The following is a 20,854-nucleotide window of genomic DNA, read 5'->3' as shown; positions in this document are numbered from 1 at the left end:
TCGCGGTCCAAAGCGGATTGCAATCCGCTTTAGGCCGTCGCCGGGCGAGCCAGCACCGGGGGGATGTCGGTCGGCTCCATCAGCGGGACGGGGACCGCCGGGGACTTCCAGGTCAGGCTGTCGAAAGCGCCGCAATGGCCGCACAGCCCGCCCCAGTTGTGGCTGACCGCCCCGCAGGAGTCGCAGGTCCACACGGGATCCTCCGGCGCGTTGACCGCCTTGGCCAGCCAGTCCTTCGCCGCGTCCTCGTCATGGCGCTCGTTCCGGTCCAGCTCGGCCATCAGGCGATAGACGCGGCGGCTCGGCGCGATCTCCATGGCGCGGTTCAGGTGCTGGCGCGCCTCGCCCCACAGCTGGGCATCGATGGCGGCCTGGGCGACGGCGAGATGCGATTCGGCGGAATCCGGGGCCTGACGCACCAGCTTCTGGAACAGGCGGACGCGGGCCAGCGGGTCGTAGCTGGACACCAGGCCGCGGTAGAGCTCGGCCAGTTCCGGATGCGGCGACTTGCGCCACGCCCGCTCCACCACCTTGGCGGCCTGCTTGGGCCGGTCGGCGGCGATCTGCAGGCGGGCCAGACGCACCGCGGCGGGAACGAAGCCCGGCAGCATGTCGTGCGCCGCCTGGGCGTGCGACAGGGCGGAATCGGCGCGGCCGCGGCGCTCCGCCTCGAAGCTGCGCTCCAGCAGCAGGACGGCGCGGTGGCGGCGGCCCTCCTCGGTCGGGATGGCGCCGGACTGGATCGCCTGCTGCAGCGTGCCTTCGGCGGCGGCCCAGTCACCGGCCCGCGCCTCCAGGTCGTAAAGGGTGTTGAGCAGCCAGGGCGTGTTGGGCTGCAGCGCGCGCGCCTTGCGGGCGAGGGTCAGCGCCTCCACCCGGTCGCCCGACTTGATCGCCTGGGTCAGCAGACCGCGCATGCCGAGGAAGGCCGTCTCCGGCCGTTCCAGCATCGCTTCGAAATACTGCTTCGCGGCGCGCTCGTCGCCCTGCAGCTGGGCGGCCTGGGCCGACAGCAGCATGGTCAGCGGCGGCTCGTTCAGCAGACCGTCGGCCTTGCGCGCCATCTTGCGCGCCGTCGGCGCGTCGCCGGCGGCGATGGCGACCATGCCCTGGGTCAGGGCGCGGTAGCCGCGTTCGCGGCGGCGGGCGCGGCTGTGGCGGCGGATGCGCCGCGGTGCGAGGATCAGCGCGCGGAGCAGCCGGTAGCCCAGCGCCGCGATGCCCAGCGCCGCCAGCGTGACCAGCAGGGCGACCCAGAAGGGCGCCTCGACGGCGTAGCCCAGCCAATGGATGCTGACGGTGCCGGGACGGTCGGCGAGCCAGATCGCGATCGCAATGACGACCGCGACCTTCAGCAGGAACCAGAGGGCGCGGGTCATTGGGCCGTCCCCTTCCCGCCGGCGGCGGTGGTCATCAGGGCGATGGCGCTGTCGTTCAGCTGGCGGGCGGCCTGATCGGCGGCCAGACGCGCCTTGGCGTCGGCCAGCCACGGGCCGACGGTCTGCGCGGCCGGACCCTGCAGGGTCGACAGCTCCTCCACCGCCTTGGCGAGGTTGCCCTCGTTCAGCGCGGCCTCGGCACGGGCGACGACGGCGTCGGCGGTGGTGCCGACGACCCCGCCGCCTTCACGGCGCACGGTGACCAGGGTGGACAGCTTGCCCACCGCCGAGTCGATCCAGCTGTTGCCCTCGCCCCGGATGTCGGCGCGGACGATCTCGCTGGCCAGCGGCTCGAACCGGTCGGTCAGCTGGGCGCGGGTCGGGATGCCCTTGGCGGCATAAGGCGCCAGGGCGTCGAGCGGCTGGGTCACGGCGGGATCGGCGATGTTCAGCGCGCGGACCGCCTGCAGATCCTGCTGGAACGGCTGGCCGCCCGACAATGCGGCGCGCAGCTGGCCGGCGGCGAGCACCAGCGCCTGGGAGGCGGTGGCGGCATCCTGGCGCTGCGTCACCGCCTGGTTGACGCTGGCGACCTGCTGCTTCAGCGAGTCGATCTCGCCGCGCAGCTCCTGCACCGTCTGGGCCTCGGCATCGGCGGCGGAGACCTTCTGCTCCAGCGCGGCCAGCCGGTCGGCCAGCGCCTTCTGGGCGTCGGCGATGCCGGTGTCGGGCGCGGCGGCAGCCGGGCGCTGTTCCAGCGCGTCGACCCGCTGGGTCAGCGCGGCGATGTCGGCGGTTTCACCGTTGCCGCCAGTGCCGGGCTCGGCCGACGGACGCTGCTCCAGCTGGCCGACGCGGTCGACGAGTTGCTGGATTTGGGCGCGGAGCGCCGGATCGGCCGGGGCGGAGGCGGAAGTCTGGGCGGGGGCGGGAGCGGCCGGCGACGGCCAGCCGGGCAGGGCCGGACCCCACCAGGGCGCCGACAGGGCGGCGGCGCCGACCAGCAGGGCGACCACCGACAGGGCGGTGGCGAACCCGCTGCCGGAGCGCGGCTCGTCGATGTAGGACGGCGTCGGGGCGATGGTCGGACGGGCCGGCTCGGAATCGCCGCGGCTGTAGCCGGCGCTGCCCGTGGTGCCCGTGCCGGCCGACGGCTTCGGGGACGAGGCGGCGGATGCCGTCTTCGGCTCGTCGGACGCGGCGGCGGTGGCCGGCTTGGCCGTAACGGGCTTGGCCATATCGGGCTTGGCCGTATCGGCTTTGAAAGGGGCGGGCTTGATGGCGTCGGACTTGACGTCATCTGGCTTCGAGGAGGCGGCCTTCGAGGAATCGGCCTTCGAGGAATCGGCGGGCTTCAGGGGATCGGCCTTCGTCTCCGCGGCCTTTTCCGCTTCGGTCTTCGGCGTGTCGGACAGGCCGTCCGTGGCGCCGAGCGGCGTGGCCGGCGGGATCAGGGCGTCGGAGGGCTGCAGTTCGTTCACCGGGCCGGCGGTGGTCCCGGCGGACGGGGTGTCGGCGCCGGGGATGGTGTCGGCAGGGGAGGCGGTCGGCACCGGCTCCACGACCGGAACCGTCTCGGCGGGGGTGATGACCGCGGCCGATGCCGCGTCGGTCGGCCGGTCTTCGCTGGGGGTGGCGGCGTCCAGGTCGGCGTCGTCCAGCTTGATGCGGTACTTGGCGGCGGCGGTGCGCAGGTCGGCATGGCGGGCCAGCGGGATCGCACCGCGCTTCTTCCAGCCCTGGACCGTCGTCACCGGGGTGTCCAGCTTGTGGGCCATGGGGCGGATGCCGCCGAAACGTTCGACGATGCGGTCGACCGCCGCATTGCCGGTGCTGGCGCCGTCGCCGTCACGGTCGGTGCCGGGGCGATCGGAGCCTGGACGAGAGGTCATGGGCTGTACCTTCGGTTCGCTGTTGTTCGTCTTAACGTCACAGCCCCCTGACCGGTCCCCCTCGTCCCCCGTACGGCTGACCTACCCACCCGGAATGACTCCGGGGTGTAAGCCGTACGGCCGGACCGCGCCGGGGTTATCCGGCGACCGGCAACAGATCGAGCAGGGAGTCCTGCTCCGGTCTGGCCGCCACCCGTACGCTTCGCCACGGCGTCACTCCCTCGTCGCCGTACGTACGGGCAGCCTCCGCGACCGCGGGGCTGAGGCAGAACGCATCGACCGTACGACAACAGTCGACCAGCCCCGCCTCGGCCAGCAGCCTAACAAAGGAAACCGCGGTACGGGGAGAGAAAAACAACACACCGTCGAGAGCCGACGTACGCAAATATGTCGCGGTATCGTCCGACAGGGTTAGCGCGGGTACGGCGTCGTACATTACGCTGCGCCGCAGCGTGAAGCCCGAGCTTGCCAGCATGCCGCCGAGGTCGCCCGCCACCTTGCTTCCCGCCACATGGAGAAGCGTACCGGCGGACGGATCGAGCAGGCGGCGGACCCGGTCGGCCAGCGCGTACACGTCGCCCGACGCGCTGTCGACCTGCTCGAATCCGGCCGCCCGCGCCGCCCGCGCCGTGGCGTCGCCGACGGCCTGCACCGGACGGTCGCGGCGGTTCGTACGTTTGGCATAGGCGCGTACGCCGTTCGCGCTGGTGAACAGCAGGGCCTGTACGTCGGACAGGTCCGGCTCCGGGCCGTCGAGCCAAACCATCGACAGCATGGGTTCGACCACCGCGTCGAAGCCGAGCGCCTCCAGCCGGCGGACCAGCGGCTCGGCATCCTTCGCCGGACGCGTCACCAGAAGACGCGTACGGCGGGGCGGGAATGTGGGGTCGGGCTGTTTTCCCGTCATACGGAAAACCTGCCGGTGGGAGGGGTCAGTGCGGCGCGGCGGCGAAGAAACCGGGCGGCAACTGCGCCCGGATCTCGGCCCCGGCATCGGCACCCAGCGACTCGGCGTCGGCCGCCTTGCCGCGGCGTTCGGCCCGGAAGATGGTTCGGCCGTCATAGGACAGCACCTTGGCCCGCAGATGCAGGTCGTCGCCGTCAAGCATCGCCAGCGCGGCGATGGGGGTGCGGCAGGAGCCGTCCAGCGCGGCCAGCAGCGCGCGCTCCGCCGTGACCCGGACGGTGGTGACCGCGCAGTTCAGCGGGGCCAGCAGGGCGCGGGTGGTGGCGTCATCGCTGCGGATCTCGATGCCGATGGCGCCCTGGGCGACCGCCGGCAGCATGGTCTCGGGTTCCAGCACGGCGGTGATGCGGTCGGTCAGACCGAGGCGGCGCAGGCCGGCCAGCGCGAGCAGGGTGGCGTCGACCTCGCCGGCGTCCAGCTTGGACAGGCGGGTCTGCACGTTGCCGCGCAGCGGGAAGATCTTCAGGTCGGGGCGCAGTTCAAGAACCTGGGCCTGGCGGCGCAGGCCGGCGGTGCCGACCACGGCGCCGGCCGGCAGATCGGCCAGACCGCCGCCGTCGCGGGAGAAGAAGGCGTCGCGCGGATCTTCGCGCGGCAGCATGGTGGCGATCTCCAGCCCGTCGGGAAGCTGGGTCGGCACGTCCTTCATCGAATGGACGGCGAGGTCGGCGCGGCCGTCGAACAGCGCCTCCTCCAGTTCCTTGGTGAACAGGCCCTTGCCGCCCGCTTCCGCCAGGGTGCGGTCGAGGATGCGGTCGCCGGTGGTCTTGAGGGCGACGATTTCGATGGCGCCGGGAGCGGCCAGATGCGGGTGGGCGGCGATCAGGCGGTCGCGGGTTTCATGGGCCTGCGCCAGCGCCAGCGGGCTGCCGCGCGTCCCGATACGGAGCGGGTGGGTCGTCATAGGGCGTGTTCTAGGGGATCCGCGCAGCTTTGCAAGGATTCGTCTACCCCTCATACATAAGATTGAGGCTGATCAAATTCCACGCGCCCGCATTCCCGCACCCGCCCGCGCGCAAACTCCATCCTGTACCCGGACGGCCAAGGCGGCTAGTTTGGCGCCATGATCGTTCTTGGAATCGAAACGAGCTGCGACGAGACGGCCGCCGCAGTCGTCACTGACGCGCGCGAGATCCGCGCCGACGTCGTGCTGTCGCAGTTGGACGACCACACGCCCTATGGCGGGGTGGTCCCGGAGATCGCCGCCCGCGCCCATCTGGAACATCTGGACGGTCTGATCCGCCGTGCCATGGACGAGGCCGGGATCGGCTTCGGCGACCTCGACGCGGTGGCGGCCACCGGCGGGCCGGGGCTGATCGGCGGCGTCATCGTCGGCGTGATGACCGCCAAGGCCATCGCCGCGGCGCGCGGTCTGCCCTTCATCGCCGTCAACCATCTGGAAGGCCACGCGCTGACCGCGCGGCTGACCGACGACGTCGCTTTTCCCTACCTGCTGCTGCTGGTGTCGGGCGGTCATTGCCAGCTGCTGGCGGTGGAGGGGGTCGGGCGCTACCGCCGTCTCGGCACCACCATCGACGACGCGGTGGGCGAGGCGTTCGACAAGACCGCCAAGCTGCTGGGGCTGGGCTATCCCGGCGGGCCGCTGGTGGAGAAGGCGGCGGCGCGTGCGGCCAACCCGGCGCGCTTCGAGCTGCCGCGGCCGATGCTGGGCCGTCCGGGCTGCGATTTCTCCTTCTCCGGGCTGAAGACCGCGGTGCGGCGGCATGTGGAGGAGTTGGGCGGCGTGCTTTCGGAAGCCGACCGCGACGACCTCGCCGCCGCCTTCCAGTCGACGGTGGCGGAGGTGCTGGCCGATCGCTGCGCCCGCGCCATCCGCCGCTTCAGGGAGGATCATCCGCAGGGCGGTGCCCTGGTGGTCGCCGGCGGCGTCGCCGCCAACAAGGCGATCCGCAGCCGGCTGTCGACCCTGGCGGAGAAGCAGCGCATGCAGTTCGTCGCGCCGCCGCTGCGCCTGTGCACCGACAACGCGGCGATGATCGCCTGGGCCGGGATCGAGCGCTTCCGGCTGGGCGAGAGCGACCCGCTGAACTTCGCCCCCCGCCCGCGCTGGCCGCTGGACCCCACCGCCGCGCCGGTGATCGGACGCGCCGGGGTCGGGGCAGGGGTGAAGGCGTGAAACGCATCCTTACATCCCCTCTCCCCCTGGGGAGAGGGAGAGGGGGGCGTGATCGCTTTGGTGATCGTTTCCTTAGCGTGAGTGAAATGCCATGAGTGCCGTGCCCTCCTCCCCTCTCAACCGCATCGGTGTCGTCGGCGGTGGCGCCTGGGGGACGGCGCTGGCCCTGGCGGCCTTGCGGGCCGGGCGCGAGACCTGGCTGTGGGCGCGCGAGCCGGCGGTGGTGGAGGCGATGAGCATCCGCCGCGAGAACCGCGATTACCTGCCCGGCGTGCCGCTGCCCGACGCGCTGCGGGTCACCGGTGAACTGGCCGATCTCGGCGATTGCGACGCGGTGCTGCTGGTGTCGCCGGCCCAGCATGCGCGCAGCGTCACCGCGCGGATGGCGCCGCTGCTGAAACCGGGCGCCCCCGTCGTGGTCTGCGCCAAGGGGATCGAACTGGACAGCCACGCGCTGATGAGCGAGGCGGTCGCCGCCTCCCTGCCGGGCGGAAATCCGGTGGCGATCCTGTCCGGCCCGACCTTCGCGGCGGAGGTGGCGCGCGGGTTGCCGACGGCGGTGACGCTGGCCTGCGCCGACGAGTCGCTCGGCACGGCTCTGGTCGCGGCGCTGGGCAGCCGCACCTTCCGGCCCTACCGCTCGGACGACGTCGTCGGCTCGCAGATCGGCGGGGCGGTGAAGAATGTGCTGGCCATCGCCTGCGGCGTGGTCGAGGGGCGGCGGCTGGGCGACAATGCCCGCGCCGCGCTGATCACCCGCGGGCTGGCGGAGATCACCCGGCTGGCGCTGGCGCTCGGCGGCCGGGCGGAGACGCTGATGGGGCTGTCGGGGCTGGGCGACCTGACGCTGACCTGCTCCAGCCTGCAGTCGCGCAACATGTCGCTGGGGGCGGCGCTGGGCGAGGGCAAGGCGCTGGCCGAGATCCTGGCGGTGCGCCGGTCGGTGGCGGAAGGCGTCTACACCGCCGCCGCGGTGGTCGGGCTGGCGACGAAGCTGGGCGTCGACATGCCGATCTGCACGGCGGTCGACGCCATCCTGAACCGCGGCGCCGGGCTGGACGAGACCATCGACGGGCTGCTGTCCCGTCCCTTCCGCGGAGAAGGGGTTTAAAGCGGATTGCCATCCGCTTTGGACCGCGACTGCGGTCCCGGCCGCTCATGCGGCCGAAGTGAGAGCGGCGAGTGAGGTCATATCAATCTAAAGCGAATGCAAATTCGCTTTAGGAAACGGCCTTCTCGGTCCAGCCGGCGGCGCGCACCGAGGGCGCGTGGGTACGGCTGACCGGGACCAGCAGGCCGTTGGTCAGGCGCAGAGACAGCTTGCCGTCCGGCTTGCGCTCCACCGCCGTCACCGCCGAGGCGGCGACCCAATAGGAGCGGTGGACCTGCCGCCCGTCGATGCCCGCCAGTTCCGCCACCGCGTCGCGCATCCGCATCAGGATCAGGTCGCTGCCCAGCGCGGTGTGGACGCGGACGTAATGGTCCTCCATCTCCAGCGCCAGCAGGTCGCGCCCCAGCCTCGCGGGGATGCGGTCGAGGAAGGGGGCGGGACGGGGTGCGGCCGGGTCGCCGCCGATGGCAGGGGCGGGCGGGGCAGGCGGGAGTTGGCCGAGGATGCCCTGCTCCCGCAATTCCAGCCACACCGGCAGGGCCGACACCAGGGTGGTGATGACCAGGACATAGCCGAACAGTTCGGCCAGACCGGCGGGGGTGAGGAAATCCTGGCCGCGCAGCCGGTTTTCCAGCAGGGCGACCGCCAGGGTCTGCAGGACGCAGACGGTCAGGTAGGCCGCGGCCAGCATCAGCGGCCATGTGCGCTCCAGGTTCGGCAGGACCCGGCGGGCGACCAGCACCACCAACTCGAACATCGACCAGCCGGTTGTAATCAGCCCGCCCCAGTAGCCAAGACGCGGGAGAAGCCCCATTTCGCGAAATGTGCCGAACGGCCCCAGCAGAGCCAATGCCAGGGCGGAACCCGCCAGCAGCGGCAGGCGCCGGCGCAGCATGCGCCGCCCGTAGGGAACGGGCGGGGTGGAGGCGGCGCCGTCCGGCACGGTCGCGTCACGCATCGCGCGCTGCCCGGCCGGCCGGGAGCCGCCAGGAAGGATCGGGGAATGAAGTCACGCCGTTGGTTCGCGCATAGCTTTGCAAGGATGATCGCCCCGGTGACGCTGCTGGCGCTGGCCGCTGCGGGAACGGCCTCCGCCGGGGAGCTTCGCGCAACCGTCCGCAACGTCAAGCCCAATCAGGGCAAGGTGATGATCGCGCTGTTCGACAGCGCCGAGGCGCAGGCGGCGAAGGCGCCGCGCGCCGGCTATTTCGCCGCGGCGGTGGGGACGGAGCTGGTCGCGGTCTTCCCCGACCTGCCGGCCGGGCGCTATGGTCTGATCGCCTTCCAGGATCTGGACAACGACGGGGAACTCGCCACCGGCCTGTTCGGCATCCCCGCCGAACCGCACGGCTTCAGCCGCTCCGCCCGCGGCAGCTTCGGCCCGCCGAAATTCGACGACTATGCGGTGCCGGTCGGCGCCTCGGGCGTGGTGACGACGGAGATCAGGCTGGTTGAGTGAAGGGGCACGGACGGCCTTCACCCCTGCGGACAGCTCTCCTCGTGCGAGAGGGCGAGATAGTCCTCCAGGCCGCGGCCGGGGAGTTCGTCGAACCGGCGCTCCAGAGCCATCAGGGTCTCCATGCGGTCGATGCGGAAGCTGCGGAACTCCTCCCGCAGCTCGCACCACGCGCCCAGCGTCCAGACGCGGCCCCAGAAGAACAGGCCCAGAGGCTGGACCGCGCGGGCGGAATGGGTGCCGTCCTCGCGCCGGTAGTCGAACAGCACGACGCGCCTGGCGTTGATGGCGCAACGCAGCACGTCCATCCGCTCGCGCAGGGGGGCGGGGAAGGAGAAGTCGGGGACGAAGATCCGGCTGTCGGCCAGCTCTCGCCGCCGCGCCTGCGGCACCACCGCCTCCACCTTGTCCAGCGCGCGGGCGGCGGCATCGGCCAGACCGCCGCCGACCCAGGCGCGGGCGAGGCGGGCGCCGACCACCAGCGCCTCCACCTCGTCCCGCGTGAACATCAGCGGCGGCAGGTCGTAGCCGTCGCGCAGCAGATAGCCGACGCCGGCCTCGCCCTCCACCGGGACGCCGGAGGCGGCGAGGTCGCGCATGTCGCGGTAGACGGTGCGCTCCGACACCTCCAGGCAGCGCGCCAACTCGGCAGCCGTCACCAGCCGCCCCTTGCGGAGATGCTGGACGATCTGGAACAGGCGGTCGGCGCGGCGCATGGCGGCGGCTCCGGGCCGGCAGGATCAGTGCATCGAATAGAGGCCGACCCGGTTGCCCTCGCTGTCGATGAACTGGGCGAAATAGCCGATCTCCGGCGAGATCTGCGTCTTCGGCACGACGATGGTGGCGCCGGCCTGCTCGGCACGGGCCAGCGGGACGGACAGGTCGTCGCCGCCGTTCAGGTAGACGGTGGTGCCGTCGGCGCTGGGTTTGCACGACTCGTGCTGGACCAGACAGCCGTTCACCGCCTCCTTCTCGGCCGGGAAGACGGCCATCTTCATGCCGCTGGGGCAGGCATCCTGATTCAGGGTGATGGCGAAGACCGTCTCGTAGAAGCGCACGGCACGGGCGAGGTCGGAGACGGGGATTTCGAACCAGGTGACGACATGCGGGTAGTTCATGGAACCTGCTCCTGACAGTGGGGAGTGGGATGTTCGTGGTTCGTGCCGGCACGCCCTCTTGATAGCACACCCATCCTGACAGCGTGATGTCAGGAGCAATCAGCCCCTTCAATGAAAATTGCGGCCCTTGGAGAAGGAGCCGGCGGCGGGGCGGTCATCGCCGGTCAGCTCGGCCAGCCGATGGGTCAGGTCGATCAACGATTCCACGCGCAGATGCACAACCCCCTCGTGGTTCTGCACCCGGCCGGTGGCGGCCATCATCCTCGCGGTCATGATCGGGCGGCGGAAGGTCTCGAAGGCGTCGGGCATGACGACGAGGTTGGCTATCCCGGTCTCGTCCTCCAGCGTGATGAAGACGACACCCTCGGCGCTGCCCGGCCGCTGGCGGACCAGCACCAGCCCGGCGGTGGTCAGGCGCCGGCCGTCGCGCGTGCGGGCCAGCCGCTCCGCCGGGGTGATGCCGGGCAGGCCGTCGCGCAGCAGCGACAGCGGATGGGCCTTCAGCGACAGCGACAGGCTGGTGTAGTCCATCACCACATGCTCCCCCAGCGCCATGGCGGGCAGCGGGGCTTCGGGCTCCTCGGCCATCGGGCCGTCGAGCCGCGCGAACAGCGGCAGCGGCTGGTCGCCCAGCGCCCGCACCGCCCACAGCGCCGCCCGGCGGTCGAGCCCGACGGAGCGGAAGGCGTCGGCCCGGGCGAGCTTTTCCAGCGCCGAGACCGGTAGGCGGGCGCGCCGCCACAGGTCGTAGGGATCGCGGTAGCCGCCGGCGCGGGACAGGACGACGGCCTCGGCCTGGGCTTCGGTGAAGCCCTTGATGAGGCGGAGGCCGAGGCGGAGGCTTATCCCCTTCTCCCCAAGGGGGAGAAGGGAATTGGGTGGGACGGGAGAGGGAGCAACCTCCACCGCGCAATCCCATCCCGACAGGTTCACGTCGGGCGGCAGGACCGTCACGCCGTGCTCGCGCGCATCGCGGACGATCTGGGCCGGGGCGTAGAAGCCCATGGGCTGGCTGTTCAGCAGGGCGGCGGCGAAGATGGCGGGGTGGTGGCGCTTGATCCAGGCGGAGACATAGACCAGCCGCGCGAAGCTGGCGGCATGGCTTTCCGGGAAGCCGTATTCGCCGAAGCCCTCGATCTGCTGGAAACAGCGTTCGGCGAAGGCGGGGTCGCAGCCGTTGGCGGTCATGCCGGCGATGAACTTGTCATGGAACAGGCGCACCTTGCCCGTCCTGCGGAAGGCGGCCATGGCGCGGCGCAGCTGGTCGGCCTCCTCGGCGGTGAAGCCGGCGCCGACCATGGCGACCTTCATCGCCTGTTCCTGGAACAGCGGCACGCCCAGCGTCTTGCGGAGAACCGGCTTCAGCGCCGGCATCGGATAGGTGATGTCCTCCGCCCCGCTGCGGCGGCGCAGATAGGGATGAACCATGCCGCCCTGGATCGGGCCGGGGCGGACGATGGCGACCTCGATCACCAGATCGTAGAAGGTCCGCGGTTTCAGCCGCGGCAGCATGCTCATCTGCGCACGGCTTTCGACCTGGAAGACGCCCAGGCTGTCGGCGCGGCAGAGCATCTCGTAGACCGCCGGATCCTCCTTGGGCACGCTGTCGAGCGTCCAGCGCCGTCCATGCACCCGGTCGATCAGGTCGAAGGCGCGATGGATGCAGGTCAGCATGCCCAGCGCCAGCACGTCGACCTTCAGGATGCCGAGCGCATCGATGTCGTCCTTGTCCCATTCGATGGTGGTCCGGTCCTCCATCGCGGCATTGGCGACCGGGCAGAGGTCGGACAGCGGGCCGCGGGTGATGACGAAGCCGCCGACATGCTGGGACAGGTGGCGGGGAAAGCCGACCAGCTCCTGCGCCAGTTCCAGCGTCCGGCGCAGGCGCGGGTCGTCGGGGTCGAGGCCGAGCGAGCGGGCGCGCTCCTCGTCCACGCCCTGGCTGCTCCAGCCCCATATCGTTCCGGTCAGCCGCGCCACCAGATCGGCCGACAGCCCCATCGCCTTGCCGACCTCGCGCAACGCGCTGCGGGCGCGGTAGCGGATGACGGTGGCGGTCAGGCCGGCGCGGGCGCGGCCGTATTTCCCGTAGATGTACTGGATCACCTCCTCGCGCCGTTCATGCTCGAAATCGACGTCGATGTCGGGCGGCTCGCCGCGGGCGGCGGAGATGAAGCGTTCGAACAGCAGATCGACTTCGGTCGGATCGACCGAGGTGATGCCCAGGCAATAGCAGACGACGGAGTTGGCGGCGCTGCCGCGCCCCTGGCAGAGGATGCCCTGTTCCCTGGCGAAGCGGACGATGTCGTGGACCGTCAGGAAATAGGGGGCGTAGCGCTGGCCGGCGATCAGGGCCAGTTCGCGCTCCACGGTCTGCCGGACCGGATCGGGGATGCCGGCGGGATACTTTCCGGCGGCGCCTTTCCAGGTCAGGATTTCCAGCGTCTCCTGCGGATCGCGGCCCTCCGCCACCTCGTCGGGGTATTCATAGCGCAGCTCGTCCAGCGAGAAGCGGCAGGCCTCGGCGATTTCCAGGCTGCGGACGACGGCGTCGGGGTGGTCGCGGAACAGGCGCACCATCTCGACCGCCGGCTTCAGGTGGCGTTCGGCATTGGCGGACAGGCGCCAGCCGGCCTCGTCGATGGTGGTGTGGTGGCGGATGCAGGTCATCACGTCGGCCAGCGCCCGCCGCCCGGCGCCGTGATAGAGCACGTCGTTGGTGGCGACCAGCGGCACCCCCTCCGCCTCCGCCAGCCCGGCCAGCCAGCGCAGGCGCCGGCCGTCGTCGCCCCGGTAGCGGTGGCTCGCCGCCAGATAGAGCTGCCCGCGCGCCAGCCCGCCGCGCCAGGCGCGCAGCTCGCGCAGGAACGACTCGTCGCGCCGGTCGGGCGACAGCAGCAGGAACAGCATGCCTTCGGCATGGGCCAGCACGTCGGCGCGGGCGATGAAGCACTCGCCCTTCGGCGCCCGCATCTTGCCCAGGGTCAGCAGCCGCGACAGCCGGGCGTAGGCGGCGCGGTCGGTCGGATAGGCCAGCAGGCTGTCGGCGTCGGTCAGATCCAGCCGGCAGCCGATCAGCGCCCGGATGCCCGCCCTCTTCGCCGCCGCATGCATCTGCACCACGCCGGCCAGCGAATTGCGGTCCGTCACCCCCACCGCCGCCAGCCCCAGAGCCGCCGCGGTCAGCGCCAGCTCGTCAGGGTGCGACGCCCCCTCCAGGAAGCTGAAGCTGGTGGCGAGCTGCAGTTCGGCGTAACGGATCATGGCAAGGCTCCCCGGCGCGCGTGGATGGGTGCGCGTGGGGATGATAGTCCGAGAATGGGATTGATGTCATTATTGCGGCGGGGGAAAGGATAGGTGTCTGGTGCCGGTGCCTGATGCGGATGCTTCCCCCTGCGGAATCAGGCCAGGTTAGGCATGTGGTTCCGGCTCATCGGCGTGCCGGCACCGCTCATGCGCCGACGTTGGGCCGGCGATATTCCGGATACCATGACGTGAATTTGATTGCTGCAACAAGAGCCAGCACCGTTGCGATGATACCGAAATGCGGAGGGTATTCGGGCATATAGAGCAGGGCGAGATCCGCGATCACCATAATCAGGAACGCCAGCGCCCAAACCCCTGTGATGACATAATTCGTACGGACGAAATCTGGATTCTCCCAGAAATCAGGAGCAGCCTGCTCGCGCGCGTATTGCAGAGTGAAGGGACGGCGGACCGCGATCGAGATCAGCACGATCAGCAAAAGGCCGGCGTCGACGCACAATCTGACGCCGATGATGGACCAGGTCGGACCGCCCAGCACGGCGTAAAGCGCCAGCGCGCCAAAGAGCAGCACCGTGCCGATTTCAAGAATTTTCAGCGTCTTTCCAGGAGTTACCCAATCGCGCGCCAGCAAAGCCGCTGAAACGAGAGCGCCGGCGATCAGGCCCTCCGTTGGTCCGATCGACCTGTCCACGAGCACGAATACGATGAAGGGCGCAAAAGCCAGGAGGGTTCCCATCGCATGCCCCTTTCTGGGTGGGGCCCAACCTCTGGGCTGGGTCTCGGGCACCCGGAAGATGGAACAGTAGGGTGTGGAGGCTCCACCCTTGCGATGCCAACGGCAAGCGTTCTCCAGGATGGGCGCATAGCAATTGCGAGTATAAAGACTTCACAGGATAGCCTGTTTTCCGTATCGCCTTCGCCGCCCGGCCTTCCTCAACAAGGCGCGTTTGATTTGTTGCACGCCCCTCCCTCTCCTGCGATCGGAGCGGCTTTCGGCGGGCCGAGGGCGTGGGGGCGCGCGCGGTTGCGGCTACAGCGGCCGCCGTGCCTTCAGCGCCGCGGTCAGCGTGCCGTCGTCGAGATAGTCCAACTCGCCGCCGACGGGGACGCCATGGGCGAGGCGGGACACCGAGACGTCGGCATCGGTGAGGCGGTCGGTCACCACATGGGCGGTGGTCTGGCCGTCGACGGTGGCGTTCAGCGCCAGGATGATCTCGCGCACCGCCGGATCCTTGGCCCGTTCGGCGAGGCCGGCGATGTTCAGGTCGTCGGGGCCGACACCCTGCAAGGCCGACAGCAGGCCGCCCAGCACATGGTAGGTGCCGCGGAAGGCGCGGGTGCGTTCGAGCGCCCACAGGTCGCCGGCATCCTCCACCACGCAGATGACCGAGCGGTCGCGGGTGGGGTCGGAGCAGACGGTGCAGGGGTCGCGGCTGTCCAGGTTGCCGCAGACGGAACAGGCGCGGATCGACTCGCCGGCCGCCGCCATCGCCTCCGACAAAGGCACCAGCAGGCTGTCCCGCCGTTTCATCAGATGCAGCGCCGCCCGCCGCGCCGACCTGGGACCGAGCCCCGGCAGCTTGGACAGCAACTGGATCAGGCGTTCGATTTCAGGTCCGATCATTCACTTGGCGGCCGACACATATCTCCCTCTCCCGCCCCGGGAGAGGGAAGGGGCCCAAGCGGAGCTTGGGAAGGGTAAGGGGTGATGCGGGGATCAGGGGAGCCATGTACGGACACCCCTTCACCCACCCCGCCTTCGGCGGGGCCAAGGCCGCTCGCAAGTCTCGCGACCGCGCTCCGCCTACGATCACCCGCGGTGCCCGTCCGGCCTGAGGCCGTCGGCTCCGCGCCCTCTCCCGGGGCGGGAGAGGGTGAAAAGACCGATCAGAACGGCAGCTTCATGCCCGGCGGCAGCTTCAGGCCGCCCATCAGCTTCGAGGTCTCCTCGGCGACGTGCTGCTCGACCTTCTTCTTGGCGTCGTTGAAGGCGGCGACGATCAGGTCCTCCAGCACCTCGACGTCCTCGGGATCGACGACGGACTTGTCGAGCTTGACCTTCTTCATCTCGCTCTTGCCGTTGACGGTCACGACGACCATGCCGGCGGCGCTCTGGCCGGTCACTTCGACCTGCTCCAGGCTCGCCTGCATTTCCTGCATCTTGGCCTGCATCTGCTGGGCCTGCTTCATCATGTTGCCGATATTCTTCATCGGTCAGTACTCTCCTTCGTCGTCGAGGGGGTAATAGACCCCGTCGTCCTGCTGCTGAACCATGAAATCGGGTGTCTCGCCGTCATCCGCAACCGCCGCACTCTCCGCTGCGGCAACTTCGGCGAGGTCGCGGATGTCGATGATCTTCGCGCCGGAAAATGCGTCGAGCACGGCGCGCACCACCGGGTTGGCCTCCGCCTCGGACAGGGCGCGGCGCTTTTCGGCCTGGCCCTGCTCGGCCAGCGTCGGCTGGGCCTGGCCTTCGGACAGGGCGACGATCCAGCGATGGCCTGTCCATTCGGTCAGGAACTGCCCGACCTTGGCCGGCAGGGTCGGCGGAGCGCCGGGGCGGAGCTTCAGCTCCAGCCGGCCCGGCTCCATGCGGACCAGCTGCACCGTCTCCATCAGATAGCCGTAAAGCGCGCCCTCGCGCCGGTCGGAAAACAGCTGCACCAGCGCACGGAAGTCGTGCGGCATCGGCGACAGCTCTTCGCCGGCCTGGACCGCGGCGGGGGCAGGGCTGTGAGCGGCTTGCGCCACGGGGGCGCTTTGCGGCTGGGCCGAGCCCATCGGGCGGGCGACCGCGTGGGCCTGCTGGCTGGCGACGGCAACCGGTCCGCCGCCGCCGCCGGGACCGCGGCCCATCGGCGCGCCCCCTCCGCCATTGGCCCCGCCATTCGCCTGCTGGGCCTGGAACTGGCGGATCAGCTCGCCCGGCGTCGGCAGGTCGGCAGCGTAGGACAGGCGGACGATCACCATCTCCAGCGCCTGCTGCGGCACCGGGGCGGCCTGCACCTCGTTCAGCCCCTTCAACAGAAGCTGCCAGGCGCGGGTCAGCGCCGGCATGCCGAGCTTGCCCGACAGGGTGGAGCCGCGCGTGCGCTCCGCCTCCGGCAGGGAGGGATCGTTGGCGCTGTCGGGCACCACCTTCAAGCGGGTCAGGTTGTGGACGAGGTCCAGCAGGTCCTGCAGGATCACCACCGGATCGGCGCCGACACGGTGCAGGTCGGCCAGGATGTCCATCGCCTCGGCCGGGCGGGCGGAGACGGCGGCCTCGAACAGGTCGATGACGCGGGTGCGGTCGGCCAGGCCCAGCATGTCGCGCACCTGCTGCGCCGTGACGGTGCCGGCGGCGAGTGCGATGGCCTGATCGAGCAGGGACAGCCCGTCGCGCACCGACCCGTCGGCGGCGCGCGCGATCAGGGCGGCGGCATCCCCCTCGATGTCGGCGCCCTCCAGGGCGGTGACGCGGGTGAAATGCTCCTTCAGCACCTGGGCGTCGACGCGGCGCAGGTCGAAGCGCTGGCAGCGCGACAGCACCGTCACCGGCACCTTGCGGATCTCGGTGGTGGCGAAGACGAACTTCACATGGCTCGGCGGTTCCTCAAGCGTCTTCAGGAGCGCGTTGAACGCGCTCTTCGACAGCATGTGGACCTCGTCGATGATGTAGAGCTTGTAGCGGGCCGAGACAGGCGAATAGCGCACGCCGTCGATGATCTCGCGGATGTCGTCGACGCCGGTGTGGCTGGCGGCGTCCATCTCCATCACGTCGACGTGGCGGTCCTCGGCGATGGCGCGGCAGTTGTCGCAGACGCCGCAGGGGCTGACCGTCGGCCCGCCCTTGCCGTCCGGGCCGGTGCAGTTCAGCGCGCGGGCGATGATGCGGGCGGTGGTGGTCTTGCCGACGCCGCGCACGCCGGTCAGCATGAAGGCCTGGGCGATGCGGCCGGACTGGATGGCATTGGTCAGGGTGCGGACCAGCGCGTCCTGTCCGATCAGCTCGTCGAAGGTCTTCGGCCGGTATTTGCGCGCGAGCACCCGATAGGCTTGCCCGGTGGCAGGAGCCGTGGCGGGTGCGGAAGCGGGGATGTCGGCTGTGGTATCGGTCACGCGGCTGGCCTGTCGAAACGACGGGAGGGGAATTTCGGGCCGCAGAATAGCGTCCCGGCGCCGCGCTGTCGCCGTCTGTTTCGTGCTGGCAATTTTTGAAGAAGGTAGGAGACTGGACGAACGACCCGAGCCGTAACTCGTTGCGGCTGCTTCCTTCCGGACCTGACCGGGTTGGCGAGGGACTCGTCCGACGCCAGCCTCCCGCCGCTGTTATGGACATTCGCGCGGGCGGATGCAAGGGGAAACGGTTGGCGGGCGGGCGGCGGGGGCAATGAAAAAGGGGGCGCCGTGACGCGCCCCCCTTCCCGAACCCGCTGGACCGGGTATCCCTTACTTCTTCAGCGCCGCAACGCCCGGCAGTTCCTTGCCTTCCAGCCATTCCAGGAAGGCGCCGCCGGCGGCGGAGACGTAGGTGAACTTGTCCTCGACCCCGGCATGGGCCAGCGCCGCGACGGTGTCGCCGCCGCCGGCCACCGACAGCAGGCCGCCCGATTCGGTGCGGGCGGCGACCAGACCGGCCACGGCATTGGTGCCGGCGTCGAAGGGCTGGATCTCGAAGGCGCCGAGCGGGCCGTTCCAGACGATGGTCTTGGCGCCCTGCAGCTTCACGCCCAGGAACTCGACGGTGGCCGGGCCGATGTCGAGAGCCATCTCGTCGGGGCCGATGGCGTCGAAGGCGACGACGTGGTTGGCGGCGCCGGCCTTGAACTCCTTGGCGACGACGAAATCCTTCGGCAGCAGGATCTCGCAGTTCGATTCCTTGGCGGTCGCCATGATGGCGCGGGCCTGGTCGGCCATCTCCTTCTCGCACAGCGAGGCACCGACGTCGGTGCCCTGGGCGAAGAGGAAGGTGTTGGCCATGCCGCCGCCCAGCACCAGCAGGTCGACCTTGCGGACCATGTTGCCGAGCAGTTCCAGCTTGGTGGAGATCTTCGCGCCGCCCACGACGGCGGCGACCGGACGCTCCGGCTTCTCCAGCGCGAGCGTCAGGGCCTTCAGCTCGGCCTCCATCAGGCGGCCGGCGGCGTTCGGCAGCAGGCGGGCGACGCCTTCGGTCGAGGCGTGGGCGCGGTGCGCGGCGGAGAAGGCGTCGTTGACGTAGATGTCGCCCAGCTCGGCCATCTGCTTGGCGAAGGCCGGGTCGTTCTTTTCCTCTTCGGCGTGGAAGCGGGTGTTCTCCAGCAGGACGATGGCGCCGTCATGCACCTTGGCGATGGCCTCCTTCGCCTTGTCGCCGACGCAATCCTCGGCGAAGGCGACCTTCTGTCCGACGGCGGCGCTGAGCGCGTCCAGCACGTTGCGCAGCGAGTTCTTGGCATCCGGGCCGTTCTTCGGGCGACCGAAATGCGACAGGACGATGACCTTGGCGCCCTTGGAGGACAGCTCCTTCAGGGTGGGGGCGAGGCGGTCGATGCGGGTGGTGTCCGACACTTTGCCGTCCTGCATCGGGACGTTCAGGTCGGCGCGCACCAGCACCGTCTTGCCGCTGACCTCGAGATCGTCGATCGTGTTGAAATCGGTCATCGTCGCACTTCCCCTAATAATGGCCGCTTCCCGTCCGGGATCGGCTCTCGGTCGATTTGCCGGAACCCAATCACAGCGCCGACCGCATTGCAACGCCCCATGGGTAGGGTGAAATGGGGCATATTGACCATCAACCCCCTGTCAAAGCGCCAAGAACGAAGGGCAGACGCGGGGGCAAGGGCACTACAACCCCAGGCTTCTGCAACATTTCCGTAACTTGACCCTGTCCATGGCCTGTGCAAACACCCAATTGTAGGCCCGAGGGCCGCAAAACGGGGGTTGAAGCGCAGGCGATGGCTGAGGCGGACATCAACCGCGAGACGGAATTGAAGCTGGCGGCGAAGCCGGAAGACTTTGACACGCTGCGTGCCGCTCCCGCCATCGCCGACCGGGCGACCGGACCGGCAACGGCGAAGACCCTGGAAAGCACCTATTACGACACCGAAGACCGCCGGCTCGCCGCGCGCAAGGTGACGCTGCGGGTGCGCAAGACCGGCGACGGCTATGTCCAGACGGTCAAGTCCGCGCCGGACGAGGACGGGCTGGGACGCGGCGAATGGGAATGCGCGGTGACCTCCGCCGCGCCCGATTTGACGCTGATCACCGACGCCGCCGCCCTCGATCTGCTCGGCTCGCTCAGCGAATCGGAGCTTCGGCCGGTCTTCACCTCGATCGTCGAGCGCACGATCCAGGACGTGACGCTGGGCGAGGGGGATGACGCGGCCTCCATCGAGGTCGCCTTCGACCGCGGCCGGATCCTGCTGCCCGATGGCCGGTCCAGCGACCTGTGCGAGGTGGAGCTGGAGCTGAAGAGCGGTTCGCCCACCACGCTCTACGATCTGGCGCAGGAGTTGACGAAGACGGCGCCGCTGCGGCTGGAGATGCGCACCAAGGCGGCGCGCGGCCACGCGCTGGCGACCGGTGCCGCCGACAAGGCGCTGAAGGCGGAAAAGCTGCAGCTCGATCCCGAGACGACGGTGGAAGGGGCCGTGGCCCGCATCGTGCGCGCCTGCCTTGCCCACATGGTCGCGAACGAGGCGGTGACGCTGGCCGGCGACGATCCTGAGGGCGTCCACCAGATGCGCGTCGCCTTGCGCCGGCTGCGCTCGGCCATCGCGCTGTTCCGGCCCTTCATTCCGGCCTCGCAGTATCAATGGCTGGTCGGCGAGATCAAATGGCTGGCCGGCAGCCTGGGGCCGGCGCGCGACTGGGACGTGTTCGGCGAAGAACTGCTGGCTCCGGTGCGCGACGCCTTCCACAAGGCCGACGGGCATGGCCGCTCGGCGGTGGAGGATCTGGACACGCTGGCCGCCGCCGCCGAGGCGAAGCGGCTGCGCGCCTATGAGGGTGTGCGCGAGGCGATCCGGTCGGACCGCTACACCGCCTTCCTGCTCGGCGTCGGCAGCTGGGTGGAGAAGCGCGGCTGGCGCGACCAGCCGGTCAGCGAGGAATCGGTGCGTCTGTTCCAGCCGGTGATCGGGCTGGCCGACCATCTGCTGAACAAGCGCCACAAGAAGGCCAAGCGGGCCGGGCATGGCTTCGCCCATCTGCCGGTGGCCCAGCGCCACCAGCTGCGCATCGCCCTGAAGAAGCTGCGCTATGCCGTGGAGTTCTTCCGCAGCCTGTATGACGACAAGCCGGTGCGCCGCTACATCCAGCAGCTCGCCGCCCTGCAGGACGCGCTGGGCCACCTGAACGACGTGGCGACGGCGACGCGGCTTCTGCACGAGCTGCATGACGACGGCAGCCGCTCCGCCCCCGGCGAACCGCGCGCGGCCGGCATCGTCATCGGCTGGCATGCCCGCGGGGTCGCCGACACGGAAGCGGCGCTGGTCGCCCTGTGGCATGATTTCATCGACACCAAGCATTTCTGGTCGAAGCCGGACCCTGCGGTGTAGAGTC

The 20,854-nt window shown here is 70.1% G+C and carries 17 protein-coding genes and 1 other RNA gene; 4 read left to right on the top strand and 14 right to left on the bottom strand.

The genetic code is table 11. The features are described from left to right. Positions 1–29 precede the first annotated feature (29 nt). The 4 genes from DM194_RS09930 to hemC form a co-directional block, all read right to left on the bottom strand. A complete protein-coding gene (locus tag DM194_RS09930) occupies positions 30–1,379 on the bottom strand; it encodes a heme biosynthesis protein HemY (protein WP_111067171.1) in 1,350 nt (449 codons plus the stop codon). Further along, positions 1,376–3,271, bottom strand: coding sequence for a mitofilin family membrane protein (locus DM194_RS09925; protein WP_111067170.1), 1,896 nt, complete (start codon positions 3,269–3,271; stop codon positions 1,376–1,378). The genes DM194_RS09930 and DM194_RS09925 overlap by 4 nt, the downstream gene beginning before the upstream one ends. Before the next feature lie 136 nt (positions 3,272–3,407). Further along, positions 3,408–4,178: a uroporphyrinogen-III synthase gene (locus tag DM194_RS09920; protein ID WP_111067169.1), complete on the bottom strand. Its 771-nt coding sequence runs from the start codon at positions 4,176–4,178 to the stop codon at positions 3,408–3,410. A 25-nt stretch (positions 4,179–4,203) separates the two neighbouring features. Further along, positions 4,204–5,142 carry a hydroxymethylbilane synthase gene (hemC, locus tag DM194_RS09915; RefSeq protein WP_111067168.1) on the bottom strand — a complete coding sequence of 313 codons (939 nt, stop codon included), beginning with the start codon at positions 5,140–5,142 and terminating at the stop codon, positions 4,204–4,206. Between the two features lie 159 nt (positions 5,143–5,301). Here hemC and tsaD point away from each other — a divergent pair, with 159 nt between their 5' ends. After that, positions 5,302–6,375 (top strand): tRNA (adenosine(37)-N6)-threonylcarbamoyltransferase complex transferase subunit TsaD, encoded by a 1,074-nt coding sequence (tsaD, locus tag DM194_RS09910; RefSeq protein WP_111067167.1) that lies wholly within the window; start codon positions 5,302–5,304, stop codon positions 6,373–6,375. Between the two features lie 91 nt (positions 6,376–6,466). Further along, complete coding sequence (locus tag DM194_RS09905) at positions 6,467–7,486, top strand: NAD(P)H-dependent glycerol-3-phosphate dehydrogenase (RefSeq protein WP_111067166.1); 1,020 nt, start codon at positions 6,467–6,469, stop codon at positions 7,484–7,486. 109 nt (positions 7,487–7,595) lie between these two features. On the opposite strand, the gene DM194_RS09900 is transcribed toward DM194_RS09905, so the two are convergent. Next, positions 7,596–8,444, bottom strand: coding sequence for a LytTR family DNA-binding domain-containing protein (locus tag DM194_RS09900; RefSeq protein WP_246024175.1), 849 nt, complete (start codon positions 8,442–8,444; stop codon positions 7,596–7,598). 45 nt (positions 8,445–8,489) lie between these two features. Between DM194_RS09900 and DM194_RS09895 the strand changes: the two genes are divergently transcribed. Further along, positions 8,490–8,945, top strand: a complete 456-nt coding sequence (locus DM194_RS09895) for a DUF2141 domain-containing protein (RefSeq protein WP_211110587.1) — start codon at positions 8,490–8,492, stop codon at positions 8,943–8,945. A 17-nt stretch (positions 8,946–8,962) separates the two neighbouring features. Here DM194_RS09895 and DM194_RS09890 read toward each other — a convergent pair whose 3' ends face one another. The 9 genes from DM194_RS09890 to DM194_RS09850 form a co-directional block, all read right to left on the bottom strand. Beyond that, on the bottom strand, positions 8,963–9,658 hold the full coding sequence (locus DM194_RS09890; protein ID WP_111067164.1) for a helix-turn-helix transcriptional regulator: 696 nt from the start codon (positions 9,656–9,658) through the stop codon (positions 8,963–8,965). Positions 9,659–9,682: 24 nt separating this feature from the next. Next, on the bottom strand, positions 9,683–10,060 hold the full coding sequence (locus DM194_RS09885) for a VOC family protein (protein WP_111067163.1): 378 nt from the start codon (positions 10,058–10,060) through the stop codon (positions 9,683–9,685). A gap of 108 nt (positions 10,061–10,168) precedes the next feature. Next, entirely contained in the window at positions 10,169–13,324 is a 3,156-nt protein-coding gene (locus DM194_RS09880; protein ID WP_111067162.1) for an error-prone DNA polymerase, read from the bottom strand. A gap of 187 nt (positions 13,325–13,511) precedes the next feature. Next, positions 13,512–14,063, bottom strand: a complete 552-nt coding sequence (locus DM194_RS09875) for a hypothetical protein (RefSeq protein WP_111067161.1) — start codon at positions 14,061–14,063, stop codon at positions 13,512–13,514. Positions 14,064–14,357: 294 nt separating this feature from the next. Then, complete coding sequence (gene recR / locus DM194_RS09870; RefSeq protein WP_111067160.1) at positions 14,358–14,951, bottom strand: recombination mediator RecR; 594 nt, start codon at positions 14,949–14,951, stop codon at positions 14,358–14,360. A gap of 263 nt (positions 14,952–15,214) precedes the next feature. Next, positions 15,215–15,538, bottom strand: a complete 324-nt coding sequence (locus DM194_RS09865; protein WP_014248810.1) for a YbaB/EbfC family nucleoid-associated protein — start codon at positions 15,536–15,538, stop codon at positions 15,215–15,217. Between the two features lie 3 nt (positions 15,539–15,541). Continuing rightward, on the bottom strand, positions 15,542–17,428 hold the full coding sequence (locus DM194_RS09860) for a DNA polymerase III subunit gamma/tau (RefSeq protein ID WP_111067159.1): 1,887 nt from the start codon (positions 17,426–17,428) through the stop codon (positions 15,542–15,544). 104 nt (positions 17,429–17,532) lie between these two features. After that, an RNA gene (gene ffs, locus DM194_RS09855) (signal recognition particle sRNA small type) lies at positions 17,533–17,630 on the bottom strand. Positions 17,631–17,758: 128 nt separating this feature from the next. Continuing rightward, positions 17,759–18,952, bottom strand: coding sequence for a phosphoglycerate kinase (locus DM194_RS09850; protein ID WP_111067158.1), 1,194 nt, complete (start codon positions 18,950–18,952; stop codon positions 17,759–17,761). Between the two features lie 293 nt (positions 18,953–19,245). On the opposite strand from DM194_RS09850, the gene DM194_RS09845 reads away from it, so the two are divergent. Further along, a complete protein-coding gene (locus DM194_RS09845; RefSeq protein WP_111067157.1) occupies positions 19,246–20,850 on the top strand; it encodes a CYTH and CHAD domain-containing protein in 1,605 nt (534 codons plus the stop codon). The last annotated feature ends 4 nt before the right edge of the window (positions 20,851–20,854 follow it).

Source organism: Azospirillum ramasamyi (assembly GCF_003233655.1).
Lineage (GTDB): Bacteria > Pseudomonadota > Alphaproteobacteria > Azospirillales > Azospirillaceae > Azospirillum > Azospirillum ramasamyi.
This window is presented reverse-complemented; position numbering and strand designations above follow the sequence as displayed.